23 protein-coding genes are annotated in these 18,040 nt (G+C 69.5%); 17 read left to right on the top strand and 6 right to left on the bottom strand.

What is annotated here, in order from left to right; genetic code table 11:
• Positions 1-69 precede the first annotated feature (69 nt).
• The 3 genes from ACFSKW_RS04530 to ACFSKW_RS04520 all read left to right on the top strand — a co-directional run bounded on the left by ACFSKW_RS04530 (position 70) and on the right by ACFSKW_RS04520 (position 2,721).
• Positions 70-1,827: a bifunctional metallophosphatase/5'-nucleotidase gene (locus ACFSKW_RS04530; protein ID WP_379569426.1), complete on the top strand. Its 1,758-nt coding sequence runs from the start codon at positions 70-72 to the stop codon at positions 1,825-1,827.
• Positions 1,828-1,902: 75 nt separating this feature from the next.
• Positions 1,903-2,430: a GNAT family N-acetyltransferase gene (locus ACFSKW_RS04525; protein ID WP_379569424.1), complete on the top strand. Its 528-nt coding sequence runs from the start codon at positions 1,903-1,905 to the stop codon at positions 2,428-2,430.
• Positions 2,431-2,568: 138 nt separating this feature from the next.
• On the top strand, positions 2,569-2,721 hold the full coding sequence (locus ACFSKW_RS04520; protein WP_379569422.1) for a hypothetical protein: 153 nt from the start codon (positions 2,569-2,571) through the stop codon (positions 2,719-2,721).
• A 14-nt stretch (positions 2,722-2,735) separates the two neighbouring features.
• Here the strand turns inward: ACFSKW_RS04520 and ACFSKW_RS04515 are convergent, their stop codons facing one another.
• Complete coding sequence (locus ACFSKW_RS04515; RefSeq protein ID WP_379569420.1) at positions 2,736-3,443, bottom strand: response regulator transcription factor; 708 nt, start codon at positions 3,441-3,443, stop codon at positions 2,736-2,738.
• Positions 3,444-3,661: 218 nt separating this feature from the next.
• Here ACFSKW_RS04515 and ACFSKW_RS04510 point away from each other — a divergent pair, with 218 nt between their 5' ends.
• From ACFSKW_RS04510 to ACFSKW_RS04460, 11 genes are all read left to right on the top strand, one after another.
• Positions 3,662-3,913, top strand: a complete 252-nt coding sequence (locus tag ACFSKW_RS04510; protein ID WP_379569418.1) for a MoaD/ThiS family protein — start codon at positions 3,662-3,664, stop codon at positions 3,911-3,913.
• Between the two features lie 33 nt (positions 3,914-3,946).
• On the top strand, positions 3,947-4,612 hold the full coding sequence (locus ACFSKW_RS04505; protein ID WP_379569416.1) for an LmeA family phospholipid-binding protein: 666 nt from the start codon (positions 3,947-3,949) through the stop codon (positions 4,610-4,612).
• Positions 4,605-5,162: a sigma-70 family RNA polymerase sigma factor gene (locus ACFSKW_RS04500; protein WP_431899355.1), complete on the top strand. Its 558-nt coding sequence runs from the start codon at positions 4,605-4,607 to the stop codon at positions 5,160-5,162. The genes ACFSKW_RS04505 and ACFSKW_RS04500 overlap by 8 nt, the downstream gene beginning before the upstream one ends.
• Positions 5,162-6,010: an anti-sigma factor family protein gene (locus ACFSKW_RS04495; protein WP_379569414.1), complete on the top strand. Its 849-nt coding sequence runs from the start codon at positions 5,162-5,164 to the stop codon at positions 6,008-6,010. The genes ACFSKW_RS04500 and ACFSKW_RS04495 overlap by 1 nt, the downstream gene beginning before the upstream one ends.
• Before the next feature lie 36 nt (positions 6,011-6,046).
• Positions 6,047-6,469 (top strand): TlpA family protein disulfide reductase, encoded by a 423-nt coding sequence (locus ACFSKW_RS04490; protein ID WP_379569412.1) that lies wholly within the window; start codon positions 6,047-6,049, stop codon positions 6,467-6,469.
• A gap of 176 nt (positions 6,470-6,645) precedes the next feature.
• Positions 6,646-7,047, top strand: coding sequence for a DUF4395 domain-containing protein (locus tag ACFSKW_RS04485; protein WP_379569410.1), 402 nt, complete (start codon positions 6,646-6,648; stop codon positions 7,045-7,047).
• Entirely contained in the window at positions 7,044-7,883 is an 840-nt protein-coding gene (locus ACFSKW_RS04480; protein WP_379569408.1) for a sulfurtransferase, read from the top strand. Before ACFSKW_RS04485 ends, ACFSKW_RS04480 begins: the two co-directional genes overlap by 4 nt.
• A complete protein-coding gene (locus ACFSKW_RS04475; RefSeq protein WP_358144273.1) occupies positions 7,883-8,188 on the top strand; it encodes a DUF1416 domain-containing protein in 306 nt (101 codons plus the stop codon). Before ACFSKW_RS04480 ends, ACFSKW_RS04475 begins: the two co-directional genes overlap by 1 nt.
• Positions 8,189-8,288: 100 nt before the next feature.
• Positions 8,289-8,843 carry an RNA polymerase sigma factor gene (locus ACFSKW_RS04470; RefSeq protein WP_379569405.1) on the top strand — a complete coding sequence of 185 codons (555 nt, stop codon included), beginning with the start codon at positions 8,289-8,291 and terminating at the stop codon, positions 8,841-8,843.
• The gene (locus tag ACFSKW_RS04465; RefSeq protein ID WP_379569403.1) at positions 8,840-9,607 is read left to right on the top strand and encodes a methylated-DNA--[protein]-cysteine S-methyltransferase; all 768 of its coding nucleotides are present in this window, start codon (positions 8,840-8,842) and stop codon (positions 9,605-9,607) included. The genes ACFSKW_RS04470 and ACFSKW_RS04465 overlap by 4 nt, the downstream gene beginning before the upstream one ends.
• A complete protein-coding gene (locus tag ACFSKW_RS04460) occupies positions 9,604-10,077 on the top strand; it encodes a type 1 periplasmic-binding domain-containing protein (RefSeq protein WP_379569401.1) in 474 nt (157 codons plus the stop codon). The genes ACFSKW_RS04465 and ACFSKW_RS04460 overlap by 4 nt, the downstream gene beginning before the upstream one ends.
• Here ACFSKW_RS04460 and ACFSKW_RS04455 read toward each other — a convergent pair.
• Positions 10,047-10,598 carry a helix-turn-helix domain-containing protein gene (locus ACFSKW_RS04455; RefSeq protein WP_379569399.1) on the bottom strand — a complete coding sequence of 184 codons (552 nt, stop codon included), beginning with the start codon at positions 10,596-10,598 and terminating at the stop codon, positions 10,047-10,049. The two genes, ACFSKW_RS04460 and ACFSKW_RS04455, sit on opposite strands and share 31 nt — an antisense overlap.
• A 35-nt stretch (positions 10,599-10,633) precedes the next feature.
• Here ACFSKW_RS04455 and ACFSKW_RS04450 point away from each other — a divergent pair, with 35 nt between their 5' ends.
• A complete protein-coding gene (locus ACFSKW_RS04450; RefSeq protein ID WP_379569397.1) occupies positions 10,634-11,806 on the top strand; it encodes a benzoate/H(+) symporter BenE family transporter in 1,173 nt (390 codons plus the stop codon).
• On the opposite strand, the gene ACFSKW_RS04445 is transcribed toward ACFSKW_RS04450, so the two are convergent.
• Complete coding sequence (locus ACFSKW_RS04445; protein ID WP_379569395.1) at positions 11,761-12,120, bottom strand: tetratricopeptide repeat protein; 360 nt, start codon at positions 12,118-12,120, stop codon at positions 11,761-11,763. The two genes, ACFSKW_RS04450 and ACFSKW_RS04445, sit on opposite strands and share 46 nt — an antisense overlap.
• Positions 12,121-12,189: 69 nt before the next feature.
• Here ACFSKW_RS04445 and ACFSKW_RS04440 point away from each other — a divergent pair, with 69 nt between their 5' ends.
• The gene (locus ACFSKW_RS04440; protein WP_379569393.1) at positions 12,190-13,503 is read left to right on the top strand and encodes a hypothetical protein; all 1,314 of its coding nucleotides are present in this window, start codon (positions 12,190-12,192) and stop codon (positions 13,501-13,503) included.
• Here ACFSKW_RS04440 and ACFSKW_RS04435 read toward each other — a convergent pair.
• The 3 genes from ACFSKW_RS04435 to ACFSKW_RS04425 all read right to left on the bottom strand — a co-directional run bounded on the left by ACFSKW_RS04435 (position 13,493) and on the right by ACFSKW_RS04425 (position 15,611).
• On the bottom strand, positions 13,493-14,059 hold the full coding sequence (locus ACFSKW_RS04435; protein WP_379569391.1) for a hypothetical protein: 567 nt from the start codon (positions 14,057-14,059) through the stop codon (positions 13,493-13,495). The two genes, ACFSKW_RS04440 and ACFSKW_RS04435, sit on opposite strands and share 11 nt — an antisense overlap.
• A 293-nt stretch (positions 14,060-14,352) precedes the next feature.
• A complete protein-coding gene (locus ACFSKW_RS04430) occupies positions 14,353-14,988 on the bottom strand; it encodes a hypothetical protein (protein WP_379569389.1) in 636 nt (211 codons plus the stop codon).
• On the bottom strand, positions 14,985-15,611 hold the full coding sequence (locus ACFSKW_RS04425; protein WP_379569387.1) for a hypothetical protein: 627 nt from the start codon (positions 15,609-15,611) through the stop codon (positions 14,985-14,987). The genes ACFSKW_RS04430 and ACFSKW_RS04425 overlap by 4 nt, the downstream gene beginning before the upstream one ends.
• A gap of 145 nt (positions 15,612-15,756) precedes the next feature.
• Between ACFSKW_RS04425 and ACFSKW_RS04420 the strand changes: the two genes are divergently transcribed.
• A complete protein-coding gene (locus ACFSKW_RS04420; RefSeq protein WP_379569385.1) occupies positions 15,757-17,688 on the top strand; it encodes a hypothetical protein in 1,932 nt (643 codons plus the stop codon).
• The last annotated feature ends 352 nt before the right edge of the window (positions 17,689-18,040 follow it).

Genomic DNA, 18,040 nt, shown 5'->3' with positions numbered 1-18,040 from the left:
GTGGGGGTCCGATGAATCGTTACCTTTCAGACGTCTGCTGCATAGTTTGCCGCCGTAACGTCTGCAGGCATGACCTCTCGCTCTTTCCTCCCGCTTGTCGTCGCGGGGGCCATCGGCCTGGGCGGGTTAGCGCTCGTGGCGGGGCCCGCCGACGCGGCCAGGCCCGAGCGGACGGTTCCCGTCCGCCTGCTGACGATCAATGACCTCCACGGCAACCTCGAGCCGCCGAGCGGGTCCAGCAGCCGCATCCTCGACCCCAACGGGCCGCTGGTCGACGCCGACGGCAAGCTGACCGGCATCGTCGGCGGCAAGTACTCCATCGCAGGAGGCGCCGCCTACCTGGCCGCGCACGTCGAGCAGCGCACCGACCGCAACACCATGCTGGTGGCGGCCGGTGACCTGATCGGCGCCTCGCCGCTGATCTCGGCCGCCTACCACGACGAGCCGACCCTGCAGGTGCTCGGCCAGATGGGGCTGAAGGCGTCCTCCGCGGGCAACCACGAGTTCGACGAGGGCTACGCCGAGCTTCAGCGCCTGATGAAGGGCGGCTGCCACCCGGTGGACGGCTGCTCTCCCGACGGCAGGTGGCGCGGCACCGACTTCGACTTCCTCGGCGCGAACGTGCTGAAGGAGCGCAACGACAGGTACGCGCTCCCGCCGTACTTCATCAAGCGGATCAACGGCGTCAAGGTCGGCTTCATCGGGCTGGTGACGGCCACGACCCCGACGATCGTCTCGTCCAGCGGCATCCAGGGCCTGAAGTTCACCGAGGAGGTCGCCGCGGCCAACAAGGTGTCCAGGCTGCTGGCCCGCGTCGGCGTCAAGGCGCAGGTCGTGCTCGTGCACGAGGGCGACCAGATCACCCCGAACCAGGACCCGAGCGCCTGCTCGGTGACCCCCGGCAACGGCTCGCGCATCGCCAAAGGCCTCGACCCGCAGATCGACATGATCGTCAGCGGTCACTCCCACCAGGCCTACATCTGCAAGGCCAACGACCCGGCGGGCCAGCCGCGCGTCTACACGCAGGGCTCCTCCTTCGGCCGTGTCGTCACCCAGATCGACTTCCAGGTCGACAGGCGCTCGGGTGACGTCGTCCGATCCTCCGTCGTCGCGGGCAACCACGTCGTCACCCGCGACGTCACCGAGGACGCGGAGGTCGCGGCCACGGTGAAGAAGTGGAAGGACGCCAGCGCGGCGATCGCGAACAAGCAGGTCGGCACGATCAGCGCGGAGATCGGCACCACCGCCGCTCCTTCGGGCGAGCTGCCGCTCGGCAACCTGATCGCCGACAGCCAGCTGGAGGCCACGAAGACCGGGGGCAACGCGCAGATCGCGTTCATGAACCCCGGTGGCGTGCGCGCGCCCCTCAACTACCCGAGCTCGCCCGCGGGCGAGGGCGACGGGGTGGTGACGTACGGCGAGGCGTTCACCGTGCAGCCGTTCAACAACCTCACCCAGGTGATCACGCTGACCGGCGCGCAGCTCAAGACCGCTCTGGAGCAGCAGTTCGTCGGTGGGCCCAACAACCAGGCGTTCACCAAGATCCTCCAGCCGTCGGCGAACTTCACCTACACCTACAGCAGGAGCGCCCCGTGGGGCTCCAAGGTGTCGAACATGAAGATCGACGGCGTCGCGGTGACCGACGGCCAGTCGATCCGCGTCGCGGTGAACAACTTCCTCGTCGGCGGCGGTGACGCCTTCGCCGAGTTCAAGAACGGCACGGACCTGTGGAGCGGCCCGCTGGACATCGACGCCTTCGTCGACTACCTGGGCAGGCACAGCCCCGTCGCCCCGCCCGCGACCAACCGCATCACGGTCGTGGACTGACCTTCGCACCCCGCCAAGGGCCCGCCCGGTTTATTCGGTTGCGGGCCCTTGGTCCGATCTGATCGTCTACCGCCCATGCTCATCGGAACCCGCATCCGGCTGCGACCCATGGAGCCCGGCGACGCCGAGGCGCTCTGGCGCTGGAACAGCGACCCTGACGTGATGCGCTGGCTGCACGACGGCTACCCCGAGTCCCTCGCCCAGACCGTCGCCCGTCACGAGGCCCGTGACCGCAACTCCTACGAGAACGTGCTGCTCGGGGTGGAGATCCTCGACGAGGGCAGGCTGATCGGCCTGGTACGGCTCAGCGGCGCCGAGCCGGAGACCGGGGACGCCGAACTCGACATCTACCTCGGCGAGAAGGACACGTGGGGCCGCGGCTACGCCACCGAGGCCATGCGGCTGGTCTGCAGGTACGGGTTCGACAAGATGCGCCTGCACAGGATCACGCTGTGGGTGGTGGAGGCCAACGACGGCGCGCGACGGGTCTACGAGAAGGTCGGCTTCGTCGAGGAGGGCAGGGCCCGCGAGGCCTTCCGCCGCGACGGCAAGTGGTACGACACGATCATCATGGGCTTGCTCGAATCCGACCTGCGCGACTGATGCGGAGCTTCCCGGCGTTCGCCGCGCAGGGCCGGTCGGCGCTGCTCCACAGGGGGACCACGTTCGACCGTCCCCCTGTGGAGGGCTCCAGGCGATGGGGCGGCGGCGTACGTCAGCCTGGCGCACTTCGCGAGCCACGTGACGACGGCGGAGCGGATCGCCGCCTGGTGTGACGAGCGGGCCGGGCTGACGGTCGGGGTCGCGGAGCCGGCCTGCGTGGAGATCGCCCAGGCCGTTCAGACCGCTACGGGGATGCGACTGGTGACGCTGGAGAGCGTCACCCTCGGATAGGGAAGGGGCCAGGGTCAGACGTGGGCGGGGCTGTCGGCGTCGGCGACACCCCGGTCGGGCACGAAGCGGTACCCGACGTTGCGCACGGTGCCGATCAGCGACTCGTACTCGGGCCCCAGCTTCGCCCGCAGCCGCCGCACGTGCACGTCCACGGTCCGCGTGCCGCCGAAGTAGTCGTACCCCCACACCTCCTGCAGCAGCTGGGCCCTGGTGAAGACCCTGCCCGGGTGCTGCGCGAGGTACTTCAGCAGCTCGAACTCCTTGAACGTCAGGTCGAGGGCGCGCCCCCGCAGCCTGGCGGTGTAGGTGGCCTCGTCGATGGACAGGTCGCCGCTGCGGATCTCGTCGGGGACCTCCTCCGCCCCCGCCATGGACAGCCGTCCCGTGGCCATGCGCAGGCGGGCCTCCACCTCGGCGGGGCCCGCGCTGTCGAGCAGGACGTCGTCGACACCCCACTCGGCGGTCATGCCCGCCAGACCGCCCTCGGTGACGATCACCAGGAGCGGGCAGTCGATGCCCGTGGTGCGGATCAACCTGCACAGGCTCTTGGCGTGGACCAGTTCGCGTCTCGCGTCCACGAGCACGGCGTCGGCCGGTGGCGCGTCGATGAGCGCGGAGGCCTCGGCCGGCGCGACACGGACGGAGTGCAGCAGAAGACCCAGCGCAGGCAGCACCTCGGCGGACGGTTCGAGAGCGTTGGTCAGCAGGAGCAGGTTGCTCATTACGACTCCTCCGGTAGGGCATACGCGTCTGCCGACCGTGGTGTGCCGTACAAACACGTGTGGGATCCGGGGGCTACGTCGCCCGGATCCCGTCGTACGTGAGGATAACCCACGTGAATGAAGCGTCTCGGTCGCGTCCACCTGGTGAACAGGCGTTCACATGAAACATCTTCGTTAACGAACCCGCACAATGGAACGGAATTGATTGTGAGGTGGCCATGGCCACGGGAAAAGTTCGCTATTGGGCCGCGGCGAAGGAAGCGGCGGGTGTGGCGGAGGAGGTTTTCGAGGCCGACACGCTGGACCAGCTCATGATGAAAATCACAGGGAATCGGGAGGAGCTCGCGAGAGTCGTGCGCCGCTCGTCATTCCTGGTGAACGGTGACCCCGTCGGCAAACGGGAGCATTCCTCGGTGATCCTGCCCGAAGGGGCGGTTGTAGAGATCCTTCCCCCCTTTGCCGGAGGATAGGGTAGCGCCAGGCACCGCCCCCGAAGGAGCCCGATGCGCAAGCTGATCATCTTCCTGATCGTGCTGATCGTTCTTCTCGTAGCCGTGGACAGGGTGGCGGTGTCAGGGGTGCAACGCGACATCGCCACCAGGATCGCCGCCGCCTCCGACCTGTCAGGCACGCCGACCGTGACGATCGAGGGCATCCCGTTCCTCACGCAGGCGATCGCGGGCCGCTATCCGGAGGTCCGCTTCGACCTGGGCACGCTGACCTACAACACTGTGAAGGTGGAGAACCTTCGGGGCGCCGCCTACGACGTGACGGCACCGCTCGCCGACGTCATCCAGAACAGGGCCCAGATCGTCGCGGGCCGGGTGCACGTCCAGGGCACCCTGTCGAGGTCCACCGTGGACAGGTTCGCGCCACGCGGGGTGAAGATCGGCGGGACCGGCGACAGGCTGACCGCCTCGGGCGAGGTCAACCTCGGCCTCACCAAGGTGAAGTTCGACGCCGAGATGCGGGTCGAGGTCGTCGAAGGCGGCATCAGGGTGACCGCGGAGAAGGTCAACGGCATCCCGTCCAAGGCCGCGGGCATGCTGGGCTACACGATCCCGTTCAAGGGCAAACTCCCGTTCGACGTGAAGGTGACGGAAGTGAAGACCGTCCCGGCCGGGCTGGAGATCACCGCCGAGGCAAGTGACGTACCTCTCCGTGGCTGACTTTGAACCGGTACGGCGCACCGTACGTGATGAGGAGGTGAGCCCAGCAGGCACTGCCGACGAGGAACTCGTCAGAACCCTCTTCGACGAGCACGCGGGGCCGCTCTACGGTTACGTACTGCGACTGACCGGGGACCCGGGCCGAGCGGAGGATGTCGTGCAGGAGACGCTGCTGCGGGCGTGGCGGCATCCCGAGGCGGTCTCTGGACGCCCGATCAGGGCGTGGCTGTTCACAGTGGCTCGCAACCTCGTCGTCGACCAGCACCGCGCGAGGAAGGCCAGGCCCCAGGAGACGGGCGACGAGGCACTCGCCGTCATCCCCGCCGACGACGAGCTCGAGAAGGCGGTCGAGTCGTGGGCGGTGGCGGAGGCGCTGGCCGCGCTGCGGCCCGAGCATCGTGAGGTGCTGCTGGAGGTCTACTATCGGGGGCGATCGGTGAAGGAGGCGTCGGAGACGCTCGGCATCCCTGCTGGAACGGTCAAGTCACGGACCTACTACGCGCTGCGGGCGCTGAAGCTCGCCCTGGAAGAGCGGGGGCTGGCGCCGTGATGACGTGCGAGGAGGTACGGCTGTCGCTCGGCGCCTACACGCTCGGGGCACTCGATCCCGAGGAGGCGCTGGAGATCGAGGTGCACCTGGCCTCGTGCGAGGGGTGCACCGACGAGCTGATGGAGCTCGAAGGGGTGTCCTCGTTCCTGGCGAAGGTGTCGGAGAGGGACGTGGAGCTGGTCGCCCGCCCTCCTCGTGAGGTGCTCGACCGGCTGCTGAACGACCGCGTGAAGCGCCACAGGCGCGGGCGGATCCTGCTGGCGGTCGCGGCCTCGGTCGCGGTGCTGGCGGTGGGCGGCACGGTCTGGACCACTACCCATCAGGAGTTGACGGCCACGGTTTCGGCCCCGGCCGCGGACTCCGCGGGCGACGCCGGCCAGGGCGCAGCGCCCGAGGCCACCAAGGCGCCCGATGCCGCGCCGGAACGCAAGGCCTCGCAGGAGCCCGAGGCCTTGGCCAAGGAGGAGCCAAGCGTCGCCGCCGACATGCCGTCGGCGACCCCGGCCCCCAAGCCGTCCGAGTCCGACGCGATGACGCTCAAGGCGCAGGGCACGGCCTTCAGGGGCCACTCGGCTGACGGCAAGGTCGTCGCCATGGTGACCGTGACGCCGGGCATGCCGCTCCAGGTGCAGGTCGGCGGGGTGCCCGCGGGCACCGAGTGCACGCTGGTCGTGGTGAGCAAGGGCGGCGGGCGCGAGTTCACCAGGCCGTGGAAGGTCACCGTGAACCATTACGAGGAGGGCGCCGCCGTCTTCCCCGTGGAGAGCCGCACCCCCCAGGCGTCCATCCGTGCCTTCGAGATCAGGAACGACGCCGGCAGGCTTCTCGTCACGGTGAACGCCAAGTAGGGAAGAATCACCGCGCCGCCGCGGTTGCACCAGGCGATGACAGGCTGGTGGGTGGTGCTGGCGACGCTGGCGCTCGGCACGGTGATCGGGGTGGTGAAGCTGCGCCGCGACGGACGCATGCGCGAAGCAGGGCAGACGCTCACGGCCGACACGCTCGGCGCGGAGCTGGGCGAGCGGGCCACCCTGGTGCAGTTCTCGACGGCGTTCTGCCAGCCGTGCAGGGCGACACGCCGGGTTCTCGAGGACGTCAGCGGCCTCGTGCCGGGGGTCAGGCACGTGGAGATCGACGCGGAGTCGCGGCTCGACCTGGTGCGCGAGCTCGACATCATGCGGACGCCGACCGTCCTGGTCCTCGACAGGGCGGGAAACGTCGTGAAGAAGGCATCGGGGCAGCCCAGGAAGGCCGACGTGATCGCGGCGCTGGGCCCGATCGTGTCTCACGACCCGGACGAGATGTGACAGACGGCGAGACGACAGGTAATGTCGTCGCCATGAACCCCACGACAGAGCTGCTGACGAAGCGGCGCGCGGTTGATTTCTGCCGCGTGACCACCGCGCTCTGTCGCGCTGCCTGAGGACGGTCTCGCGCGGACATTCAGGTCCGCCCCCATCCGACCCTTCAGGAGCATCCCACGATGCGTGCCGACCCCAGAGTGCTGCGCCTCGGTGCGGCTGTCACGACAATCGTCCTCGCTCTCGTCCTGGTGACGGGTAGCGTCTGGCTGCTCGCCGTCCAAGCCGTGGTGTTCGCACTCGGTGTGGCTGGCCGCTCGCCGTACAGGATGCTCTTCAAGAGTCCGCCGAAGAAGACGGAGGACGCCCGCCCGCCGCGGTTCGCGCAGGCGGTCGGCCTGGTCTTCGCGGTCGCGGGGCTGATCGGATTCGTCACCGGGATCACGCCACTCGCCCTCGGGGCGACGGCGGCGGCCCTCCTCGCCGCCTTCCTCAACGCAGCCTTCGGTTTCTGCCTCGGCTGCGAGATGTACTTGATGATTCGCCGTCTACTGCCCGCTGCCACAATGGAGGTTCACCAATGAGCCGCTCCGCCGCCCTGGTGGATGCTGACTGGGTCGAGGCCAACCTCGACTCCCCGGGTGTCGTGCTCGTCGAGGTCGACGAGGACACCAGCGCCTACGCCAAGGGCCATATCCGTAACGCTGTCAGGATCGACTGGCAGGCCGATCTGCAGGACCCCGTCCGTCGTGACTTCGTCGACAAGGCGGGTTTCGAGGCGCTGCTGTCGGAGCGCGGTATCGCCAACGACGACCTCGTGGTGCTCTACGGGGGTAACAACAACTGGTTCGCGGCCTACGCGTACTGGTACTTCAAGCTCTACGGTCACTCCAACGTCAAGCTGCTGGACGGCGGTCGCAAGAAGTGGGAGCTGGACTCGCGTGAGCTGGTGACCGAGGTTCCCGAGCGTCCGGCGACCACGTACGCGGCGCAGGAGCAGGACACCGCCATCCGGGCCTTCCGCGATGACGTGGTCGCGGCGATCGGCAAGCTCAACCTGGTCGACGTCCGCTCGCCCGACGAGTTCACCGGCAAGCTGCTGGCTCCGGCGCATCTTCCGCAGGAGCAGGCGCAGCGTGCGGGGCACGTGCCGACGGCTCGCAACATCCCGTGGTCGAAGGCGGCCAACGACGACGGCACGTTCAGGTCCGACACGGAGCTGAAGGACCTGTACTCGGGTGCGGGCGTCGACTTCGGCAAGGACACGATCGCCTACTGCAGGATCGGGGAGCGCTCGGCGCACACGTGGTTCGTGCTGCACGAGATCCTCGACCAGGCCAACGTGAAGAACTACGACGGTTCGTGGACCGAGTACGGCTCGCTCGTGGGCGTGCCGATCGAGCTGGGGGAGGCACGCTAATGACCGTTTCGACTCAGGGATGCGCCGCACCGGAGCAGACCGTCGCGCTGCCCGCGGGGATCGACCTGTCGACGCAGGCCGTGATCCAGGGCGTCGTGACCGGCGCGGGTACCGCCTACGCGCGCCTGCTCGACCACTCGGGCGAGTTCACCGGTGAGGTCGTGGTGTCCGACGAGGGCATCTTCCGTTTCTTCGCCGCTCCAGGCGACTGGACCGTCCGCATCATCGCGGGCGGCGGGGTCACCAGGGACGTCGCCGTCCAGGCCAAGCTGGGTGAGGTCGCCCAGCTCGCCGTCGCGGTCTGACCGAGCGCCCAGACACCTCGAAGGGGGTCACGTCCTGCGGGACGTGACCCCCTTCTCGTCATTCCGCAACGATCCAGGGCATCTCGGTGTTATAGAGGACGTGAACCAACTCGACTGCCTGGACCCGGTGCGGAAGGCGCTGCTCGACGACGTCGACGGCGGCTTCGCCGAGCTCTACGGGGCCTATCGCGGCCTGGTGTTCTCCACGGCGCTGCGGCTGAGCGGGCGGTGGGCCGACGCGGAGGACCTGACCGCGGAGGCGTTCCTTCGCGCCTACCGGGCGGTGGCGGGTTATGATCGCGCGCGCATCGCCGCGTTGCAGCCGCGCCCGTGGCTGATGACGATCCTCATGAACGTGTGGCGCAACTGCGTCCGGTCCAGAGTCCGCCACCCACCGCCCGACCTGCTGGAGGAGCCGGTGGACACGGCGGACACCGGCGAGGGCGTGGAGGCGGCGGCCGAGCGCCGCGAGACCGGCGGCGAGCTGGCCGACCTGCTGCGCCTCCTGCCGGAGGACCAGCGGGCCGCCGTCGTGCTCAGGCATGTCGTGGACCTGCCGGTCAGCGAGGTGGCCACGGTGCTCGGCCTCCCGCAGGGCACCGTCAAGTCGCATGTGTCGCGGGGGCTCAAGCGTCTGAGGGAGATGGCCAGATGAACCAGGATCCGTTGCTCGCAGGTCTCGCCGCACTCTCCGCCGACGCGCCCTCGGGGCTGCTCGACAGGATCGCCGCCCGCTGGGTGCGGGTGCCGAGCCCGCTCGGCGAGGTGTCCGTCGCCAGCACCGACCATGGCATCGTCTTCCTGCGCCGGCACGAGGATCCCGCCGCGGGGGATCTGGCCGGCTTCGCCGAGGAGTTCAGGGCCCGCTTCGGCAGGCCGTTGCTGCCGGGCGATCGCCCGCCCGCGGGCCTGATGCCCGCGCTTCGCACGGGGAGGGCCGCGGGTCTGCCGCTCGACCTGCGGGAGCTGAGCGACTTCCAGCGTGACGTGCTGACGACGGCGCAGCGCATCCCGCGCGGCGAGGTGCGGCCCTACGGGTGGATCGCCCGCCAGATCGGCAGGCCGGGAGCCGTGCGCGCGGTCGGCACCGCGCTGGCGCGCAACCCGGTGCCGCTGCTCGTCCCCTGCCACAGGGTGATCAGGTCGGACGGCGTGGTCGGCGACTACGTGTTCGGCGGCGAGGCCAAGGAGCGGCTGCTGCGGGAGGAGGGCGTGGACCTCGACGGGCTGCGCACGATGGCAGGGGAGAAGGTCTTCTACCTGGCCAGCGACACCACGGGCATCGTGTGCTTCCCCACCTGCCACAACGCCAGGCGCATCACGCCTCGGCATCGGCACGGCTTCCGCAGCATCGCGCAGGCGGAGTCGGCGGGCTATCGCGCGTGCCGTACGTGCAGGCCGGGGGAGGTGGCGGCGTGAAGACGAGGGTGAACCTGAGCGCGGGGCTGGACGCGGAGTTGAACGGGGTGCTGCGGCTGGTGAGCCAGCAGCATCCCCTGCTGGTCAACGTCGGGCACGGCCGGTCGGCGGCCTCCGCCGACCGGGCGCGCGCCTTCGTGGAGGCGTGGGAGGCCGTGGGCGGGCACGTCGGCGCGGTCGTGTCGTGGCCCCAGGAGGCGGCGTCGTGGCTGCGTCCGGCCTGCAGGCTCGTCGCGGGCCATCCAGACCTCTGGGTGGTGGCCGACGAGCCTGAGGGATGGAAGGGCATGGGGCCGCGGCTGGTGGCGACGGGCGTGTGGCGGCCCGGCAGGACCGTGGCGTTCGCGAGCCTCGCCGTGCCCGATCTGCCCGCCCTGGCGGGGGAGGAGGCCACGGAGGGCATGCGCGGCGCGCGTGCCGACGGCGGGCTGTGGCTGGTCTACGACGGCCGGCTGGTGGCCGCGGGGTAGCGGATCAGCAGCGAGGCGAGGACCTCCTCCTCGCCCACGGCCGCGTAGCCGTGCGGCACGTCGGAGCGCCACGTGAGGTAGCCGCCGGGCCCGGCCAGCAGGGGCGCGTCGAGCGGGCCCGCGCTGAGCGTGCCGGTGAAGACGGTGATGTGCTCGGTCACGCCCTCGTGGTGGGCGGGCGAGGTCTGCGTGGCGCCAGGCGGCACCCGCATCCGGTAGAGCTCGTAGGTGACGCCTGCGTCCTCGAACAGCTCGAGCAGCGTCGCCTCGACCGCCGCTCCGCGCACCGTCACATGGTCGTCCGGGGGGCCGAGGACGGCCGCGATGGGCACCCCGAGCTGCGCGGTGATGGCCCAGAGCGTGTCGAGGGTGGGGTTGCGGGTGCCGGTCTCCAGGCCGGAGAGCGTCGCCTTGCCCACGCCTGCCCGCCTGGCGAGCTCGGACAGCGAGATCCCCCGCTCCTGCCGCAGCCGGCGCACCCTTCTGCCGACCTCGCGCGGGTCGCCGTTCACGGCTGTCATGAGGTCATCCTGCCCGATCTGGTAGCGTTCCGTATATGGAACGCACGCAACCGATCGTCGCGGGAGTCGTGACCGCATTAGTGGGGTTCGCCAGCTCGTTCACCGTCGTCCTTGCGGGACTGCGCGCTGTCGGCGCCGACGAACGGCAGGCCGCTTCCGGTCTGATGGCGCTGTGCGTCGCCGTCGGCGCCGTCTCCGTCGTGCTGGGCCTGCGGTACCGGATGCCCATCGCCATCGCGTGGTCCACTCCCGGCGCCGCGCTCCTGCTGACCGCGGGCGGCCGGTTCGCCGAGGCGGTGGGCGCGTTCGTCGTGTGCGGGGTGCTCATCATGGCGGCCGGACTGGTGCCGTGGCTCGGCCGCGCCATCGCCGCGATCCCCGGCCCGATCGCCGCCGCGATGCTCGCGGGGGTGCTGCTCAAACTCTGCCTCGCGCCGGTGCAGGCCATGGTCGCCGTGCCGTACCTGGCCGGGCCCGTGGTCGTCGTCTGGGCGCTGCTGTACCGCTTCGCCCGCACGTGGGCGGTGCCGGGGGCGCTCGCCACCGCGATGGCGGCCATCGCGCTCACCGCCTCGCCGTCGAACCTCAGCCTGGCCCCGGTGGTGGAGCTGACGGCTCCCGTCTTCACGCTGCCCGCGGTGGTCGGCATCGGCGTGCCGCTGTTCCTGGTCACGATGGCCGCCCAGAACGTGCCGGGAATGGCGGTCCTTTCCGGTTACGGCTACCGTCCGCCGCTGCGCGGGGTCCTGCTGGCGACAGGGGCGGCCTCGGCGCTCGGCGCGCCCTTCGGCGGGCACGCCGTCAACCTGGCCGCCATCACCGCCGCGCTGGCCGCCTCGCCCGAGGCCTCGCCCGACCCGTCCCGCCGCTGGATCGCCTCGGTCACCGCGGGAGTCTCGATGATCGGCCTCGGCCTGCTGTCGAGCGTGGCCGCCGCCTTCGTCCTGCTGTCACCGCCGGTCCTGGTGGAGGCGGTGGCCGGGCTCGCCCTGTTCGGCGCGCTCGGCTCATCGCTCTCCTCGGCCTTCCTCGAGTCCCGCGGCAGAGAGGGCGCCGTCGTCACCTTCGCCGTCACCGCCTCGGGGGTGAGCTGGCTCGGTGTCGGCTCCGCCTTCTGGGGCCTGGTCGCGGGAGGCCTCATGCATCTGCTGCTACGGCGGGCTCAGGCGGCCAGCTTGCGTTCCACCCTGCCGACCGAGTCCAGGTAGTCGGGGTCGGCGTGCATGGCGGCGGCCATGCGCAGGTGCGGGAGCGCCTCGTCCAGCCTGCTCGCGCGCTCCAGCGTCCTGCCGAGCAGGAAGCGGGCGTAGTGGTCGCTCGGGTCGCGCTCCAACAGCCCGTCGAGGGCCTGCTTCGCCCTGCCCAGCTGGGCGGAGTGGTAGTAGGCGCGCGCGGTGAGCAGCTGCACGCCGTGGTCGTCGCTGTGCTCCTCGAGCAGCGGCTCCAGCATCATCAGGGCGCCGAGCGGGTCTCGCATCCCCAGGAGACGCTCAGCGAAGCGGTAGCGCTCGATCTCGTTCATGGGTGATTGAACACTCAACTACATGCGCCGCATTCCCGGCGTTAACCCTGTGACGCTACGATTCACCAGATGTCAGGATCGTCAGGTGTGGCGGCACCACCCCGACCTGCGCCCACGCCGGCCCAGCGGATGCCGTCGCCGTTCTCGTTGCCCCTGCACGCGCTACGCCTTGCGGGCACATGCGCGCTGCCCTTGATCATGTGGTTCTCCGTGGGGGAGGCCGCCAGATTCGGCCTGCTCTACCTGGGCACCGAGATCTCCCACGGCGACTACCGCCAGGCCCGCCTGGTCGCGACCGTCGCGGTGATGACGCTCGTCGTCATGCTCGCCATGGTGACCACCGCGGGCATGCTGTACAGCCTGCGCGGCGCGCTCTGGGAGACCGCCGCCCGCGGAGGAGAGCCCGAACGGTTCTGGGCCGCCCTCGACCGGATCGCTCCCGCCTTCGCGGCCATCTATCTGACGTGGAACTTCGTCAGACGCGACGCCATGGATTTTGTGAATCTGGACTGGCTGCACAATCAGGACGAGAACTTCCTCCAGCCGATCTTCACCGCCGTGGCCGAGGGCAAGGAAGCTGTGGTCACAGCCGGCCGAGGGCTGTCTGACCTTGACTGGCGCGTGTCGCTGGGCGCGATGGTCGTGGCGATTGGTCTCAAGTGGTTCTTCAACCGCATGGTCGAGCGCGGCGAGGGCAAGGCCGCGGGCGTGGCATCGGCGCTGTCGGAGTTCGCGCTGTTCTTCTTCGGCCTGAACGCCACCCTGACCCTCGCCTCGTTGCGGGCCGACTGGGTGGGGCACCGGCGGGTCGTCGCCGGCTCTGGTGAGTTGTGGAAGCAGGCCAAGGACAACGTCCCGGGTTGGGAATCCTTCTGGCGAATCGTCAGCGAGATCTGGCCCCTCGTCGTGGACGCCCTGTTCGTGCCGCTCACCTGGCTCACCATTGCCATCCTCGTCTTCGGCGCCTTCAGCGAGGACACCCGTACGGCCGTGCGCGGCGTGCGGCGCCTGGAAGAGGGCGTCGACAGGCTGGAGCAGTCGCACGATGTCACCCAGCGCTCGTTCAACCGTGTGACGGGCAGCTTCATCGAGCGCTGGGTGCCCCTGGTCAACACCTTCAGGCTGACCATCAAGGGCGGCGCCCCGCTCTTCGGTCTCATGTGCGTGCTCTACGTGGGCCTGCGCCTAGGTGCCGACTATGCCGACAGGGGCGTCCATACCCTGATCGATCCGGAGACGCCCTACGTGTGGCTGGTCATCGGCCAGCCGATTGCCTTCGTCAAGAACCTGCTGGTGACCACGCTGACGATGTGCCTGCTGGCCGCAACGTTCGATATCGCGGCCACCAGGGCCAGACTCAGTGGTCAGGCGATCAACGCCTGAATCTCAGGACGTCGTTGTCGTCCTCGGTTGTGGGCTTCATGAGGTCCTTGGTCGGCGTGTCCGAGCGGTAGAAACTGGGGCGGAGCTCCAGTTCCACTTCCTTGGCCACAGCCGACGGGACCACGGCGACCTTCGTCATCACGTAACTCTCGCCCACGACGTGGCCGTCGACCGGCGCCTTATCCTCCAGCGTCTCCAGCTGCCATGCTCTGCCTGCGCGATCCTTGAGCAACGCCTTCGGCTGGCCGGTCAGCTGCGTGCCGTCCTTGTCGACGGCCTTCCTCGTGATATCGATCTTTAGCCACTGTTTGTCGGGTGTGTTGTGCTTGCTGCCGGCGGGCGCTTCCATCGTCCCGTAGGCAACCTTCCACGTGACATGCTCGAAGGTGATCTCCTGGCCGGCCTCGACCGTGTGGGTCCTGAGCTCGGGCTGAATGTCCTTGAACTTCAGGTAGCGATCGTAGGTGGGCACCCCGACGGCCACGGCGAGCGCCACGACCGCACCCACGCCCTGCAGCAGCAGGCGGGGACGCTTAGGCGGCTGCGTCCTGGCCACGTCTACGGTTTGATGCGACGGTGGCCCTGCCGGTGGCTCGAAAGGCTCTGCGGGCGGCCTGCCAGAGGGCTGGGCTGGCCGCGGAGGCAGCGGCCCGGCACTCGGCACGGCGGGCAGCGGCTGCGTCGAACTGCCTGCCGGCTCGCGGGTCGGCGGCACAGGTGGCCATACCTGGTGGTCGGGGTGGATGGGCCGCTGCGGGTGGGGATGTTGCTGCGGCTGAGGGCGCTGAGGCCGCGAAGGGTGCGGCTGCCGGGGGCGCTGCTGTCCAGAGGAGGGGGAGAACCAGTCGCTCATCGCTTTTCCCCCAGCGGGTAGACGTCCTTGGGCGTGGTGAAGAGTCGTTGGGCCGCGACGTCGTCCAGCCCGAGATCCACCTCGATCTCCGGCCGGTGAGGATCGCTGATGGGAATGGAGAACACCGCCCTGGCGCCGGGAAGGGCCGAGGCGGGCACCTCGAACACGAACAGGCCCGACGCCCACCAGCCCGGTTGAATCCACGGGTTGGCCAGCGTCTTCGATTTCTCGATCCGGTCCGTGGCGGAGAAGCGCTTGCCGTCGCTGGTGAGCAGCTCGGCGGGCTGCAGGTGCAGCGGCTCCTTCGGCACGGTGGCCGCCGCATGAACCACGAGGAAGATTTGGCCCTTGCCCGCCTCGATCGTCTTGTCTCCGGTGTCGACTGCACGGGCGGAGGAGATCGCGTCGACCCTGGCGGAGAAACGGCCGGTATCGACGTCATCCTTGACGGCGCCTGTGTAGGTCAGCGGGGCATCGAGCTCATGGGAGGTGAGCATCAAAGTCTGCAGGCTGATCGCGCCGCACGCCAGTGCCAGGCCCACGACGGCATTGAGGACCTTGGAGCCGCTCTTGCCAGAGGCTCGGCGGTTCTGGCGCGACGGCGCTGACCTGCGCTGGTCGGTCGCAGTCATGACCTGGCCTCCGGCTTCACGGGGAGCGTGATCCGGCCCAGCACGACGGGAACCTGCTTGTCGTCCTTCTCCTCGTTGAGCGTTACCCAGCCGTAGGCGGGGCTCCAGTCGCCCTGCAAGTACGCCCGCGTTCCCACGTCGAGTGTGACCTTGTCCGGTGGCTCGACGCCCGGCTCCAGCTCGTAGCGGACCAGGACCTTGGTCGGGACGCCGGGCTGCAGCTGCTCGCTCGGGCCGCTCTGCGTCGGCACGATCGTGATCACGCCGTACTTCGGCTTGATCTCCGGAGTGATCTTCAGCAGCGTGGACTGGAAGGCCGAGCCGGCGTGGGCGGTCTCCTCACCCTCGTTCGTCACCGTCGCCTCCACCTCGAGAAAGCGCTTCGGGTCGCCGAAGGAGGTGTCGGGCTGCACGGTGGTCACCCTGCTCTCCACGAACCGGGTCTTGAACTGGCCCTGGTCGATCTCTGTGGCGACCTTGAGCGCGGGCGGATTCGGGTCGGGAGCCTCGTTCAGGCCGCCGAGGAGGGCGGTGATGCCCAGTCCGGTGGCCAGGACCAAACCCACCGCGGGCACCAGGATCGGGCGTTGTGGCCTGTTGTCCTCGGAGGAGGGTTCCGTCATGGGCAACGATGGTAATAGGTCACGTCTGTACCATCCGCCGCAATCCTCCCATCTGCTGGTTGAATTGCCGGGAACCCTGCCGTAACCGGCCGTCGAACTCGTAGGCTTGGGCCCTACTAACGAGATAGGGCGGCCGGAGGGTCACGTGGCGGACGTGCATCCCGAGCAGGCGCAGCTGCAGGCGGATCGCATCTACCTGGGCTGGCAGTACGTCCTGCTGCACCCAGATCCGGGATCGCCGCCCAAACGTCCCTCACCCGTCGTGGAGCAGGCACGGGAGTCCAAGCCGGATCCCGAGCTGGTGCGCAGGGAGCGGATGCAGGAGGACCTGCTCAACCGCCCCGTCAAGATCTTTCGAACGTTCATGGCGGTGCTGGCCGTCGTCATCCTGGCCGCCGCGATCGCGGGGGCGCTCAACTGGTCGTTCGCGATCATCGGCCTGGCGGCGGCGGGTGGAGTCGCGGGCATCTGCAGCTACGCCGTGCTCCAGGGCGACAGGGCGGTCCGCTACAGGGTGCAGGAGCAGCAGGCCAGGGACGACCGGCTCCGGCAGGAACGTGACAAGGAGCTGTTCAGGGCGCAGGAGGAGCACGCCGAGCGCTACCGCGGCTGGCAGGAGCTCAAGGACCGCTACGACAGGCAGCTGACCTGGTACGCGGTCGCCGTACCCGACGAGATCGACCGCGTCGACGTGGCGGGCGGCACGCTGCCCGGCTGGTCGGCGCTGGTGACGCTGCTGGGTGCGACGCGCCTCTACAGCGGCGGGCACCTGACCGTGCTCGACCTGTCGGAGGGCGCGATCGCCAAGGACCTGATCGAGCTGGCCCGCAGGGGCGGCGACGACCCGCTGGTGTGGGTGCTGCCCGTCGACCTGCCCAAGCTCGACCTGGGGGCGACGCTGAAGCCCGAGGCGTTCGCCGACGTGCTGGCGCACGTGGTGAGCGTGAGCGAGGAGCACCGCACGACGCGCGATCTGAGCTTCGACAACGCGATCCTCGAGCGGGTCCTCGAAGTGCTCGGAGAGAACGCGACGATCGCCCAGGTGACGGCGGCGCTGCGGGCACTGGCCCAGGTGGGTGACCCGCGTGACGACCTCAAGTACGGGCTCATCACCGCCGAGCAGCTGGAACGCATCGGCACGATGTTCGGGCGGGGGGTCAGCGACAGGGTGGTCATCGAGCGGGCGTGGGCGCTGGAGTCACAGCTGCGCAAGCTCGAAACCCTGGGCACCGAGGCGGTACGGCTGCCGCCCGCCCGCCTGCGGGTGGTGAGCATGGACCGGCAGGCGGGCGTGTTCGGCAACCGCGTGCTCGGCACGTACGTGGCCACAGCGCTCACCCACATCCTGCGCCAGTCGCCCGCCTCCGACCGGCCCTGGTACCACACGATCATCGTCGCGGGCGCCGACAAGCTACGTGGCGACGTCCTCGACCGGCTCATGGACGCGTGCGAGACGTCGCGGACGGGGCTGGTGCTGACCTACAGATCGCTGACGCCGACCGTGCGCGAGCGGCTCGGGCGCGGGCACGCCGCGGTGGCGTTCATGCGTCTGGGCAACGCCGAGGACGCCCGCGTGGCCAGCGAGCACGTCGGCACCGAGCACCGGCTGGAGCTGGCCCAGCTCACCGAGACGATCAGCGCGTCCGTGGCCGGTCTCAACGGCGCTCCCTACACCTCCACCATCGACCAGGTGGAGGAGGGGGCGGAGGAGCGGGGCGACAGCCGTACGGACTTGAAGGAGGACATCACCGAGTCCACCGAGTGGGGAAGGACCGCCGACAAGATCGGCGAGAAGGAGCGCGTCCTGCAGCGCTCGCGCGAGTTCCTCGTCGAGCCGCACCAGCTGCAGCAGCTGCCGACGACGTCCGTGATCGTCACCGACGCCACCGCCGACGGCCGCCGGGTACGGCTGGCCGACGCGAACCCGGCGATCCTCACCTTCCCCAAGACGACGCTGGGCGAGCTCGAAGAGGTCCGCGAAGCGGTGCTCGGCATGAACCAGGCGGCCGAGTCCGACGAGCCGCCGCCGAACCTCGGTCCGCCCCCGCCACGCCTCGACTGGCGGAAGAAGGGATAGTGACTCCCCCGCTCCCTGAAGGGAGCGGCTTCTCGCCGAGCCGCTCCCGCAGCCTGGCGAAGGGCAAGCCCTGCCCTGAGAACGTTCTTGGCCGCGTTCACGTCGGCGTGCGCCTCGTGGCCGCATCCGGTAGGGCGCGCTCGGGCCTTGGCGGCCCTCCCGCTCCCGATTCCTCCGTCGCCTTGAAGGCAACGGTCCCCTCGGGAGAACCTGATGGGATGGTCAATTCAGGGGTGGCATCTTGATCATCGGCGGACTTTCCTATGAGGAACGTGTGCCGTAGACCCTCCTCCGCCTCTGTCGTCCAAGGAACCCTTCGGCGGTTCCACGCACACGTTTCCCATCCCTGGAG

The sequence above is a fragment of the Nonomuraea mangrovi genome, assembly GCF_042681425.1.
GTDB lineage: Bacteria > Actinomycetota > Actinomycetes > Streptosporangiales > Streptosporangiaceae > Nonomuraea > Nonomuraea mangrovi.
The sequence above is the reverse complement of the archived record's forward strand: the minus strand, read 5'-3'. Positions and strand labels throughout refer to the sequence as shown.